The sequence below is a fragment of the Rhizobium esperanzae genome (assembly GCF_002204185.1).
Lineage (GTDB): Bacteria > Pseudomonadota > Alphaproteobacteria > Rhizobiales > Rhizobiaceae > Rhizobium > Rhizobium esperanzae.
In genome coordinates this window covers 96,201-108,927 of the sequence record NZ_MXPU01000014.1, presented here as the reverse complement: position 1 = coordinate 108,927, position 12,727 = coordinate 96,201, and the positions used below count along the sequence as shown (strand labels likewise).

Sequence of the window (12,727 nt, the reverse complement as noted above, 5' to 3'; positions counted from 1 at the left end):
TCCATCCATGAGAAGGAAGGCCCGTTTGTTCACCAAGGCGCCGTCACCACGACGACGACATGTTCGCAGCCTTCACGTGGCCGAGATGACGTCACCGCTTTCCACTGAAAACAAGGACATCGCGGTTTGATCGATGTCAGCGGTGAAAGTTGTGCCGGCTGCGGCAGCGCCGGTTCTGGAGTTATTCCTCCGCAAGTTCGCGAGACAATTTGAAAACCTGAACATGCTATCAGACAATCTGTTGACAGACAATCCTCAGTCGCGCAGCCTCGTGTCGTCATTGATGATTCGATGTCTCCATCGGAGGCGGATCCCGATTGATGAAGCTTCTTCACCGCCTATGGACAAGGATGGACCACGATGGACAGGCTGTTGTCCCGTTTCCGGCTACAGACAAAAGTAATCATTTTCGTACTGCCTTTCATAATCAGCATTTGCGCGGTGGGATTTTTGGGGCACTACGCCGCGGGTCTCCTACAAAGCCGCCTGGAAACCTCGAGCCAGGTGATGCAGGTGCTCTCGGGTTTCCGTGACGTCTCCGCCTCGATGAGAGAGTTTCTCGATGAGGCGTCGGAAGAAAGGCGCGATCGCGTGAAGGCTGACCTGCTCGCCCAGCAATCGCATCTGCAAGCTTTAGTGACGAATGCCGGAGCTACGGGGGAAAGCGAAGGCCTCCTGTCGGCAAACGCGATTATGCGGGACGTGGTGGACAATTTTGGCTCTCTCTGGAGCATCCATGAAAGCGAAGAGCAACTGATAACCTCGATCGCCAATCATTCTGAATCGCTGGTTTGGTCGCAGGATGAAATGCTCAGGCTAGCTGACGAGTTGAGGAAGTCCGGCGAGCAGTCCGAGGGCGCCGCCAAATCGATGTTGCGCGATGCCGACAGGGTGACAGGCTATGCAACCTTCTTCCTTGATTTTGCCGCGGGCTACCAATCCGCCGGAACGACCGAGCTGAAACTCGAATATTTGCGCGGCAAAGTGGGCGAGTTGCGTCGAAGCGCCCGAAATCTGCGGGCTTCCTTGCCGTCGGACGCTACAAAACTGTCGAGCTCGGTCGACGGCGCGGTGAAAAGCGTAACAGAAATTCTGTCGCAGGGCGCCGCATCGGACAACGCCGTAGGCCTCGACACCGCAATGTCCGCGTTCAAGGAAATCTCCGTCGGGATTAACGCGGTGGCGAACCAGCAAACAAAGAAAGCAATCGTCGAGTTCGCAGGTCTCGACCAACGTTTGGCCAAGATCAGCAGCGCCTTGGACGGCAGCCGAAGACTTTCGGACTCCAGCTATCTCATCAGGATACACCTTGCGCGCTTCATAGCCGACCCTACCGAACAAAACCGCGCGCAGCTCATCCAGAACTTCGACAGAACGAAGAAGGAGATATTGGACATCTGGAGTGCCGCTTCCGATCTCGACCTTTTCAAGGCAGTCCAGAATACGGTCCCTCCGGCGGTAGAGGGTATGACGCAGGACAGTGCGAAGCTCGTCGAGATCTCGGAAGTCAGGCGTGCGCAATATAGGCAAACGACAGACCAGTTGAACACCATATGGGGCCACCTCACGACGTTTGCCGACGCCCAGCGTGCCAGGGCCATCGAAGAGACGGCCCGTGCGAACGGCATTGCCCTCATCACGATATTTGCAGGCGTCCTCGTCGCGCTTCTCGCTGGCTTCGGGATGATTGCGACTTTCAAGAAACCTGTCGTCCGGTTGACCGACGACATGCGGCGTTTGTCCGAAGGGGACCTTGACATAGAGATCGGCGGTTCTGAGCGCGCTGATGAGCTCGGAGAAATGGCCCGGGCACTCTGTGTCTTCAGGGAGAATGCCGTAAGGAAAATCGAGATCGAGAACGACGCGGATCGTCAACGATCAGCTTCCGAAGCTGAACGTCGGCACAACGAGGCGGAGAAAGCCCAGATCGACAAACAGATCGGCGACGCCGTCGACAGTCTTGCCGCTGGGCTGGAGAGGTTATCCAACGGTGATGTTTCGAGCACGATCGATCAACCGTTCTCCGGGCGGCTGGAACAGTTGCGAAAAGACTTCAACAATTCGTTGCTGCGCTTGCAGGCGACGATGTCGGAACTTCGCGGCAACATCGTGCTCATTCGGCAAAATGCAGACAATCTCAGCAGTGGCGCCGATGATCTCTCCCGCCGCAGCGAGCGCCAAGCCGCGTCGTTGGAGGAGACAGCGGCTGCGGTTCATCAACTCACCGCGACGGTGCATTCGTCGACAGAGCAGGCGCAGGCCGCAGCCCGGCTTGTAAAGGAAACCAAGCAGGCCGCGGATGCGTCTGCTTCAGTGGTCACGAACGCGGTCGACGCTATGGGCCGAATAGAAGCGGCTTCCGGGCGCATTTCGCAAATCATCGGCGTAATCGACGAGATCGCTTTCCAGACCAATCTCCTGGCACTCAATGCCGGCGTCGAGGCCGCGAGAGCAGGAGAAGCCGGGCAGGGTTTCGCGGTCGTCGCCCAAGAAGTCCGGGAACTTGCCCAGCGGTCGGCTCTAGCCGCCCAGGAAATCAAGGGACTCATCGCAAGATCGACCGAGGAAGTCGCCTCGGGATCGCGATTGGTGAACGAGGCGGGCAGGGTGCTCATTGCAATATCGTCGAATGTTGCCGGAATTTCCGAAAGGGTTGAGCTTATCGCTGCGGCAAGCAGGGACCAGGCGGCTTCGCTTATCGAAGTGAACCAGGCCGTCGGCGAGATCGATGACAGCACCCAGCGAAACGCTGCCATCGCCGAGCAAGCCCACGCCGCCACTCAGGAACTCACAAAGGAGACCCAGCGACTGATGCAGCAGATAGAACAGTTCAACATCGGCAGGCCGAGGGGTCACATGCTTTCGATCGTTCCTGACGACAGACTATCATCAATATTCTGTTGACAGATTTTCATACAATCTGTCAAATGGTACAGCCAATCTGGGAGGATATCCGGCGTGCTCAATGACCAAGCGCATCAGACTAAGTTGCCCTATTTCTATCCGTTCAAGTTCGGAACCGGCGAAATAACGGTGCTTTCGGACGGACCGTTGGAATTGGGCGACCCGCGGGAGAATTTTCTCGGAGTCGACGCGGCCACAGTGACGGAAATGCTCGACAGGAACTTCCTGTCCAGTTCGTCGGTAACCCTCGAGCAGAACATCCCGCTGGTCAAAATTAACGGAAAGACCATCCTGTTCGACACCGGGATGGGGACGTCGAAGATTTTCGGGCCGACGACCGGCCGCTTGCTGAAAAGCATGCAGGAGGCAGGCATCGACCCCTTGGAAGTCGATGCCGTGGTGTTGTCCCACGCACACATCGACCACACCGGCGGACTTTGCGATCAGGACGGCAAGCTTAATTTTCCGAACGCGGAGATCTTCATAAGCGAAAGCGACTTCGATGACTGGACCGACGGAGGCAAGCTTGATGCCGGTTTCAAGGCTCAGGTGGAAAATGCCCGGAGAAACCTTCTTCCACACCGTGATCGGATAGCGCATTTCGTGGACGGTCAGGAGTTCCTGCCGGGCGTGCAAGCGGTGCACGCTCCAGGCCACACCTTGGGCCACTTTTGCTTCCTCATGCAGTCTGACAACGATCGGCTCTGCTTCCTCGGCGATCTCACCCATCATCATATCCTGCTGATGGAACGCCCGTGGATGGAGTTCAAGTACGACACCGATCCCAAGCTCTCGGCGCGCTCGCGCACCCGGGTGCTGGATATGCTCGCGACAGACCGCATACCAGTGATGTCCTATCACTTTGCGTGGCCCGGGCTCGGCAACGTCGCCCGGGAGCGGGAAGGCTTCCGCTACGTACCCGCCGCCATGCAGATGCTCTCGAGATAGGAATACACGACAATGCAGATGAAATCCGTCATTCTCCGAGAGTCAGGGCTTCCCAAGCCGTATGCAAGTTCGCGACCTCTCAGTGTCGAGACCGTCGATCTGACGCCTCCGGGCAATCTTGAGGTCCTGGTCAAAATCAAGGCCGCTGGTGTGTGCCACTCCGACCTGTCGGCGATAAATGGCGACCGGCCCCGCCCGCTGCCTGTCGCGTTGGGGCATGAAGCATCCGGCATCGTCGAAGAAATCGGACCCGGTGTCGATACAGTGAAGGTTGGCGATCACGTCGTGATGTCGTTCCTGCCGATCTGCGGACACTGCGATTACTGCGCGGGAGGACGCGCTAGCCTCTGTGAGCCTGGCTATCGCGCAAACGCCGCCGGGACATTGTTGAACGGTAGCAAGCATATCCGTCTTCGCGGCTACGATATCAACCATCACAGCGGCGTATCGGCGTTTTCGGAATACGCGATCGTGTCGGCGCACTCGGTCGTCAAGATCACCAAAGATGTGGACGTCACGATGGCGGCCCTGTTCGGATGCGCCGTCATGACAGGCGTCGGTGCGGTCGTAAACACGTGTGGCGTGAAGCCGGGACAGTCGGTCGCCGTCATCGGCCTTGGGGGCGTGGGCTTGTCGGCGGTCCTCGGAGCGGTGGCCAGCGGAGCAAGCGAGATCGTCGCCATCGATTTGATGCCGGAAAAGCTTGAGCTGGCTAGGTCGCTGGGCGCGACGCGTACCTTCCTGGCAACCTCGCCGGATGTGGTCGGCGAGGTCAAGGAAGCGACACGCGGGGGAGTGGACTACGCCATCGAGATGGCAGGGTCGAGCAAAGCGTTCGAAACCGCTTATGGCATTACGCGGCGCGGCGGCACGACAGCCACAGCGGGTCTGGCGAACGTGAACACCAAATTCGAGATCTCGCCGCTTCCTCTTGTCGGGGAAGAACGCATCATCAAAGGCAGCTACATGGGGTCCTGCGTGCCTTCGCGCGATATTCCCCGTTATATCGACCTGTTCCTCAAAGGCAGGTTGCCCGTGGAGAGACTGCTGTCCAGCACTGGCCCGCTTGAGGAAATCAACGAGGCCTTCGACCGGTTAGACCGTGGCGAGGTGATCCGGCATCTGCTGGTTCCCTGAGCCTGCGGAAGGAGCGAGAATTTGAACGACTGGAAAGTCCTGGCGATACATTACGGCACTGCGGTTCGGCCCGTTAGCGAACTCGGCCTGGAAGCAGGAGATCCCCACGACGCCCCGGGCAGGATCGAGTATTTCGTCTGGTTGATCCGCCATGGTGAACGTCTGATCCTGGTTGACACCGGGTTTAGCCCGCAGGAGGCTGAAAGGCGCGGGAGGACCATGTTGATCCATCCGGTCGAGGCGCTTCGCCAGCTCGGGATTTCCGCATCGTCCATTACCGACGTCGTTATCACGCATCTCCACTATGATCACGCGGGAAACCTTGTGGACTTCCCCAAAGCCCTGTTCCACTTGCAGGATCGGGAGATGGCCTACGGTACAGGACGATGCATGTGCCATGATCGTCTTCGGCGTCCCTTCGCAGTGGACGCCGTCGTTGATGCGGTCCGCCTGACGTTTTCCGGCAGAATGCGCTTCCACGACGGGAACGGCGAGATTATGGAGGGACTCACCATCCATCTCGTCGGCGGTCATTCCAAAGGCCTTCAGGTCGTGAGGCTGGACGATGGCGATGAAGTCGTCGTCATCGCATCGGACGCACTCCATTTTCAACGCTATCTGGAGCATGACGACGTCTTTCCGCTTTTTGCCGATTACGCCGACGTACTGGAGGGATACCGAACGCTCCGTGAACTATCAGGACCGTCCGGCTTACTTGTTCCAGGCCATGATCCCGCAGTCCTGACGGGTTTTCCATCGCTGTCACCCGATCTCGCTTTTGCAAAGGTTCTACGGTAATGGGGACGCGTGGAATGTCCGGTAAGAGATAAAGCTGAGGCGTTCTTCGCTTTTGTCAGACAATCGGGTTGTCTCACCATGATAACCCACCATATAGTACCATGACTTGCACGGCCGCTTTCGGCCTTGGTAAAACGGACTTTTGGATCCAATGGGTGATATGGATTTACAGATTGCACGACAGAGTGCCACATTGCGCACTCAGGTAGAAGATAAACTGCGGCAGGCGATATCAAGCGGCCGTTTCAAGCCGGGTCAGCGCCTCGTTGAGCGAGAACTCTGCGAGTCGATCGGTGTAGGACGGACATCAATCCGCGAGGCGCTTCGACAACTCGAGGCCGAGGGCCTCATTACCAGCTATCCGCACCGCGGTCCCGTCGTCAGCACTATCACTTACGAAGAAGCCGCTCAGCTCTACAGCGTCAGGGCTTTGCTAGAGAGCTATGCCGGAAAGGAATTCGCTGAAAACGGAACCGCCCAGGATATCCATACACTCAATGAGGCGGTTGCTGAGTTTGCGGAAGCGGCGGCAAGCGGCGGTGGGAGCAGGCTCATCAAGGCGAAAACCGCGTTTTACGATTGCCTGATGCAAGGGAGTGGAAACGTCTTCGTCAAGCAAATGCTGACATCGCTCCACAATCGGGTGACTCTTCTGCGCATGACGTCGATGACGCAGCCGGGGCGCTTGAACCACAGTGTGGAAGAGATAAAGGAGATCGCTGCGGCCATTACTGACCGAAACGGAGCGAAAGCCGCCGCAGCCTGCAAGTACCACATCGACATGGCGGCTAAGGTCGCACTGGACTACCTTCGTAAAACCTCCGAAAACGACGGCGATTAAAGGAAGCGGCAACAGCCGGTATTGACAGATTGTCTGATAATCTGCTTATTCGAAGTCATGGCGCTGCCGACGCGTGCGGCCTGGCGCTCGTTCGAACAGGGAGGTTGCTTTGGGCACTTTTAATGAATTGCGGTCCCGCATGGCGGAGGCTCTTGGGGATCCGGAATTGCCCCGGCTCACTCCGGACCTGACAATGGACATCGCCTTCTACGTCGGCGATCAGGTGATCGCCCTCAATTTCGCTGAAGGCGGCGCGGCGATCTGGGGGGAAAGCGACGACCCCCAGGTGACAGTGAGGGCCACTGCAGACGCCTGGGAGCAGCTTCTGATGACGCCGCCGCCCGCCACCTTTCATTCCTTCACGGCGTTACAGCTTGCAAACCCTCTCTTCGAGATCGCCGGCTCACCGCTCGCCCTCGCGAAAGCACGCCCGGCTCTGGAACGGGTGATTGAGCTCGTCGTAACGTCCCCCGAGATGAAAGCGGAGCATGCGCAACGCGACCTGCGTCAAATCCGGGGGCAGTATGCCGTCGTCGATATCGATGACGTCCCCCATGAAATATATTACGAAGAAGCAGGCGAGGGGGTGCCGGTCCTGTTTCTCCACACCGCCGGAGCGGATAGCCGCCAATTCTTGCCTCAGCTGGCGGACACCGAGCTTGCGAAAAACTACAGGCTGATCGCGGTTGACCTACCATTCCACGGTCGGTCCATGCCGCCGCTGACATGGGACGGCGCACCCTACAAGCTCACGGCATCGCTGTACCTGAAATGGTGCACGGCCATACTCGAACAGGTGGTTCGCGAAAAGGCGATTGTCGCGGGTGGGTCCATGGGCGCGGCAATGTCGCTGGTTCTCGCCGCGGAACGGCCGGAGCATGTCCTCGGGATCGTGGCGATCGAGCCACCTTTCCGCTCCAAGGGACGCCGGAACCCATACCAGCACAACGTAAACGTACACGGCTCACTTCATAACTCGGCGTATGTCAGAGGGATCATGAGCCCACTCAGCCCCGCAGGGGAGCGCAGGAGGTCAAGCTGGATCTATTCGCAGGGAGCACCCGGAGTTTACCCAGGCGATCTTTCCTTCTACAGCGACGAGTTCGACGGAGCAGTGACAACTCCCCGGATTGACCCGTCGCGCACCCCGGTGGCGCTGCTCTCGGGCGACTATGACTACTCAGCCACTCCGACGGATGGGGCCAGGCTCGCCGAACTTATTCCGGGATGCCTCCACCTCGTCATGGATGGGCTGGGTCATTTCCCCATGTGCGAACACCCGAATTTCTTTCGGAGCTATCTTGTAAAAGGGCTCGAGTTCGTACGGCAAGCCGCGCGCTAAGCGGTCGCAGTGACTCTGGTCGCTCGGTGCAACACGCCGGGCGATCAAATTTGAAAGTGGGCGGGCGCCTACCGAGGCTTCGCAATTGGCGTCCCGGCGATGACACAGCCGGCATCGGGGGCGGCATCCTCACGCTCCCGAGAAATTCCGGTAAGAAATTGGAAAAATTCCCGCGATATCTGAGTGAAGGATCAGGCGCGGCGATGCGTTTAAAAAATGCCGTAGCGGCGCCTCATCGCAGGGTCCTGATCACGCAGCCTTGCGCGTGATCTCTATCTTCCCGCCGCGGCCTCTGTGTTTCCGACATGTAGTTGCCACAGTAAAGGTGCCTCCCCTTGGTCAAGAAGGAGGCACCCATCAGCACCCATGTGCTTTAGCGCACCAAGTGGTTCCCGATCGACGATCCTCCGTCGACGGTGAGAGTGCTTCCGGTCGCAAACCGCGAGCGGTCCGAAGCTAGAAAAAGCATCGCCTCGGCGATCTCTTCCGGGTCGCCCATCCGGTGCAGGGCTGCACGGGCGTTGAAGTCTTCCCGCAGGGCTTGCGGGTCTGCCGCTTCGGCGAAAATCTTGGTGAAATAGGGAGAGTCGATCGTTCCGGGGGCGACAGCGTTGACGCGGATCCCGTCTTTTGCGTGGTCCAGTGCCATGGCTCTCGTGAGTGCCGAGATCGCGCCTTTCGACGCCACGTAGGCCGTGCGGTTAGCGATGGCTGACACGGCCGTGTATGAGGTCGTGTTAATAATGGATCCGCTGCCCTGTTCCGCCATGATGGGAACCACGTATTTCGAGCATAGGAATATCCCCTTCACGTTCACCGCCATGATCCGGTCCCAGTCGGATTCGGCGATGGTCGTGACGTTTCCGGTCATTCCGAACCCCGCGTTGTTGACGAGAACGTCGATACGCCCCCATTTTTCCTTAACTGACCTAACCATCGCCTCTACTTCGGCGGACAAAGACACATCGGCCTTTAACGCGATCGCACCTGTCCCCATTTCTCGCGCGACGTCTCGTGCGGCATCGATGTTGACGTCGACGACGCCAACCTTAGCGCCCTGGCGCGCAAACAGTTCAGCTGTAGCGCGCCCGATCCCGCTGCCAGCCCCCGTCACCACACATACTTTCGATTCCAGATCCATAATCGTCTCCTCTTTCGCTGTATCGAGAAAACATTTTCGCAGACAATCTGTCAATGACTAATAAAACGTGTTGACAGATTGTCTGCTAATCTGCTTATCTTGGCTATCAAATGACTTGGGGAGGTAACCATGGCTGGTGCTGAAATAGCAGCGCAAGCGGCGTTCAAGACCGCTTTGCGCCGGTTCACATCGACAATTTGCCTGATCACAACGGAATGGGAAGGTGCCCGTTACGGAATGGCTGCAACCGCCGTCCAGTCGGTGACGGCTGACCCGCCGACCCTCCTGGTTTGCATCAACCAATCTGCTTCGATCAGCGGCCCACTCAAGCTTACGGGAAAATTCGCGGTCAACATGCTGCATCTTAGCCATGCGCCTTTGGTTCCGCTGTTTAGTGGAAAACTGAAGGGAGAGGAGAGGTTCGCGCATGGTGAGTGGATCACGGCTGGCGGCGTTCCCATCCTCGGCGACGCCCAGGCCGCATTCGTCTGCAGCCTCAACTCCGCAGTCTCCGTCGGCACCCATGATGTCGTTCTAGGGGAAGTTATCGAGGCCCGGTTTATCGAGAATATTGCCCCGCTCCTCTACGAGGACGGGAAATTGGTTAGATCGGCAGCGCTGATCGATGCTGCCGCCTGAAACGTTTGGCCGAGCTTTTTCGGCCTATCACATCCACCAGCCTTTCGGCCGATAATGAGGAGTTTGATCCGTGACTATTGCCACCGATGTGAAATCGCAAGTGAATGGGCGTCCCGTCAGTGAACGGTTCGAAAAGGGTCTGCAGACCCGTCGGGAGGTTCTCGGCGGTGCATATGTCGACGCTTCGGTAAACAAGGCGACCGAGTTCAACTGGCCGATGCAGGAGCTTGTCACCGAGTATTGCTGGAACGAGATCTGGAACAGGCCCGGCCTCGACCGCCGTTCACGCAGCCTTCTCAATCTGGGCATGATTTCCGCCCTTAACCGCCCCCACGAGTTGAAGCTGCACGTTCGCGGCGCGATCAATAACGGCCTCAGCAAGGACGAGCTTCGTGAAGTTTTCCTTCAGGTCGCGATCTATTGCGGCGTGCCCGCGGCGATCGACAGCTTCCGCGTCGCACAGGAAGTCTTCGAGGACATGGGCATCTAATCGGTGCCCCGACCTTCGGGCCGGGAACAGACCAACTCTGTGGAGGAGACTTCAATATGACGACCAGCGATGATTTCCGCGCCGCCGGAAACCCGATGTTTAACAGCAACAAGCTGAAGCTTGGCGTATTTGGAACAAATTGTTCGAGCGCATGCGCCATCACCACCGCGGAATCAACGTTCGAACCGACTTTCGAACATAATGTCGAAATTGCCAAAAAGCTCGAAGCGGCTGGGTGGGAATGCATGGTGCCGATCGCCCGGTGGCGCGGTTTCGGCGGGCCGACGAACTTCAACGGCGTGAACATGGACACGTTCACCTGGGCCGCGGCCCTGGCTGCCGTGACCACGAAGCTGCAATTTTTCTCGACGACGCATATCCCGACCCTGAACCCGATCGTCGCGACGAAGATGGCGACGACGATCGACAATATTTCGAAGGGCCGATACGGCCTGAACCTGGTGACGGGTTGGTTTACCCCGGAAATGGAGATGTTCGGCGTTCCGATGATGGAACACGACACCCGCTACGAATATGCCACGGAATGGATGGAAATCGTTGACACCTTGTGGAAGAAGAACGGTGTCACCTATGACGGCCAGTTCCTCAAGGTGAAAGACGCGTTCAGCGAGCCGAAGCCCTATAACAAGGAGACGGGCCGCCCGGTCCTCATCTGCGCCGGCTCCTCGGGCAAGGGCCTGCACTTCACCGCGAAGTTCTGCGACTTCAACTTCGGCTTCATGCAGGACATGGAATCGGGCGCAGCCTGGGTGAAGAAGGTGAAGGAACTGGCTCGCGAGGAATACAAGCGCGAACTCGGAACCTTCACCGCGTGCCCGGTCGTCGTTCGCGAGACCGAAAAGGAAGCCCAGGACTACTATGACTACTACGTGAACCAGAAGGGCGATTGGGAAGCCTGCGAAAACATCTGCGAGGTTCTCCAGGTTCAGTCACAGAACCACTCGGCGGAGATGTACCAGAAGTTCAAGGAGCGCTTTATCGCTGGCTGGGGCGGCTACCCGATCGTCGGAACGCCGGAACAGGTCGCCGACAAGCTCGTCGCGTTGAGCAATACGGGCGTCGACGGCGCGCTTCTCACAATGGTCGACTACAACGAAGAACTGCCGTTCTTCAACGACCGCGTCATGCCCCTGCTGAAACAGGCTGGCCTCAGGAACGACCGTTCCGCGGGCGGCTAAGCCGCCCGCCACCAATCCGAAATCGAAACACGTTTCACCAATTCCGTGGCTCGACGCCAACGGCGTCGACTGCTGTAGCGGATGTACGAAGGGGAGGAGACCCTACACATGCTGAAGAAGGTTTACACCGCATTGAGCGTGATCATCGGGCTAGGCCTGATGACCACCGCCGCATTCGCGGACGGATTAGACTCGCTACCACCGGACCAGAAGCAGCTTTACCAGCTCGTGGACCCGGCAATTCCCCTCGGCGGTACGCCGCTCAAGGATTTTGTGGCGAAGCGGCCGCCGCCGTGGAAAATCGGCTACGCGTCCACTTATGCCGGCAACACGTGGCGTGCCCAGATCCTCACTGAAATGAACGAGGTTCTGCTTCCCAAATACAAGGAGGCTGGACTGGTATCTGACCTTGTCGTCACGCAGTCCGACCTGAAGGACGCGACGCAAATCCAGCAGATGCGCCAGATGGTCGACGACGGCGTCGATGCCATCATCATCTGCTGCTCGAACGTGACGGCCATCAACCAGACCATCGAATACGCGCATTCCAAGGGCGTCCCGGTTTTCTCCTTCTCGGGTTACGTGACATCGCCCTACGCGATCAATGCGACCGAAAACAACACCCAGGGCGGTTACACGGCCGCGAAATGGCTGGCGGAGGAAATCGGCGGTAAGGGCAACGTCCTGACGGTTTCAGGCATCCCGGGCTTCGCATCGTCCGACAGCTTCAATGTCGGTGCCAAGAAGGCGTTCGACGAGTATAAGGACATCACCGTCGTGGGCGATGTCGCTGGCAAGTGGACCGATCAGGTCGCCCAGGTCGAAGTCCAGAAATTCCTCGCGACCAACCCTACCGAAATCGCAGGTATCCTGGTCCAGTCGGCGTCGGAAAACGGTGTCGTCAACGCGGTCCAGCAGTCCGGGCGCGACATGATGCCAATCGTCCTCGGCGGCGAGGCGTCGGCGGCGTGCTACTGGCGCAACAATCCCGACTTCATCAGCCAGAGCTTCCATTTCTGGCCGCCGCGGGCCGATGCTCGCCTGGTGTGGGACGTGATGATGAGGACACTCCAAGGCCAGGGGCCGAAGATCCAGTCGATCCTGCGACCGGCTCTTCCCTACACGATCGATGATGTGAAGGAAGCAATTCCGGAAGATTGCGATCCGAACTCCACGGCGTGGATCGAGCCCAAGGGCGACGCATGGTGGCCCGCGGACGTAGCAGCACAGTACTTCGAGCGCCCGGAAGATCCGCTGGCCTGGCGCCCGAAGAAGTAATCGACGACCT

Annotated in this window: 11 protein-coding genes; 10 read left to right on the top strand and 1 reads right to left on the bottom strand. The window is 58.4% G+C overall.

The genetic code is table 11. The features are described from left to right. Window positions 1-360: 360 nt before the first annotated feature. The 6 genes from B5E41_RS20770 to B5E41_RS20745 all read left to right on the top strand — a co-directional run bounded on the left by B5E41_RS20770 (window position 361) and on the right by B5E41_RS20745 (window position 7,970). Window positions 361-2,904, top strand: a complete 2,544-nt coding sequence (locus B5E41_RS20770) for a methyl-accepting chemotaxis protein (protein WP_088395861.1) — start codon at window positions 361-363, stop codon at window positions 2,902-2,904. A gap of 54 nt (window positions 2,905-2,958) precedes the next feature. Continuing rightward, the gene (locus tag B5E41_RS20765; RefSeq protein WP_040140103.1) at window positions 2,959-3,852 is read left to right on the top strand and encodes an MBL fold metallo-hydrolase; all 894 of its coding nucleotides are present in this window, start codon (window positions 2,959-2,961) and stop codon (window positions 3,850-3,852) included. Window positions 3,853-3,864: 12 nt separating this feature from the next. Continuing rightward, window positions 3,865-4,989, top strand: a complete 1,125-nt coding sequence (locus B5E41_RS20760) for a zinc-dependent alcohol dehydrogenase family protein (protein ID WP_064843773.1) — start codon at window positions 3,865-3,867, stop codon at window positions 4,987-4,989. A 21-nt stretch (window positions 4,990-5,010) separates the two neighbouring features. Continuing rightward, on the top strand, window positions 5,011-5,787 hold the full coding sequence (locus B5E41_RS20755; protein WP_064843771.1) for an N-acyl homoserine lactonase family protein: 777 nt from the start codon (window positions 5,011-5,013) through the stop codon (window positions 5,785-5,787). A gap of 151 nt (window positions 5,788-5,938) precedes the next feature. Next, a complete protein-coding gene (locus B5E41_RS20750; RefSeq protein ID WP_007636440.1) occupies window positions 5,939-6,628 on the top strand; it encodes a GntR family transcriptional regulator in 690 nt (229 codons plus the stop codon). A gap of 109 nt (window positions 6,629-6,737) precedes the next feature. Further along, a complete protein-coding gene (locus B5E41_RS20745) occupies window positions 6,738-7,970 on the top strand; it encodes an alpha/beta fold hydrolase (RefSeq protein ID WP_088395860.1) in 1,233 nt (410 codons plus the stop codon). A gap of 373 nt (window positions 7,971-8,343) precedes the next feature. Here the strand turns inward: B5E41_RS20745 and B5E41_RS20740 are convergent, their stop codons facing one another. Further along, complete coding sequence (locus B5E41_RS20740; protein ID WP_040114027.1) at window positions 8,344-9,111, bottom strand: SDR family oxidoreductase; 768 nt, start codon at window positions 9,109-9,111, stop codon at window positions 8,344-8,346. Window positions 9,112-9,240: 129 nt separating this feature from the next. Between B5E41_RS20740 and B5E41_RS20735 the strand changes: the two genes are divergently transcribed. From B5E41_RS20735 to B5E41_RS20720, 4 genes are all read left to right on the top strand, one after another. Next, window positions 9,241-9,750: a flavin reductase family protein gene (locus tag B5E41_RS20735; protein ID WP_064843768.1), complete on the top strand. Its 510-nt coding sequence runs from the start codon at window positions 9,241-9,243 to the stop codon at window positions 9,748-9,750. A gap of 70 nt (window positions 9,751-9,820) precedes the next feature. Next, a complete protein-coding gene (locus tag B5E41_RS20730) occupies window positions 9,821-10,240 on the top strand; it encodes a carboxymuconolactone decarboxylase family protein (protein ID WP_007636445.1) in 420 nt (139 codons plus the stop codon). Window positions 10,241-10,296: 56 nt separating this feature from the next. Continuing rightward, the gene (locus tag B5E41_RS20725) at window positions 10,297-11,439 is read left to right on the top strand and encodes an LLM class flavin-dependent oxidoreductase (RefSeq protein WP_088395859.1); all 1,143 of its coding nucleotides are present in this window, start codon (window positions 10,297-10,299) and stop codon (window positions 11,437-11,439) included. A 108-nt stretch (window positions 11,440-11,547) separates the two neighbouring features. Beyond that, on the top strand, window positions 11,548-12,717 hold the full coding sequence (locus B5E41_RS20720; RefSeq protein WP_064843764.1) for an ABC transporter substrate-binding protein: 1,170 nt from the start codon (window positions 11,548-11,550) through the stop codon (window positions 12,715-12,717). Window positions 12,718-12,727 lie beyond the last annotated feature (10 nt).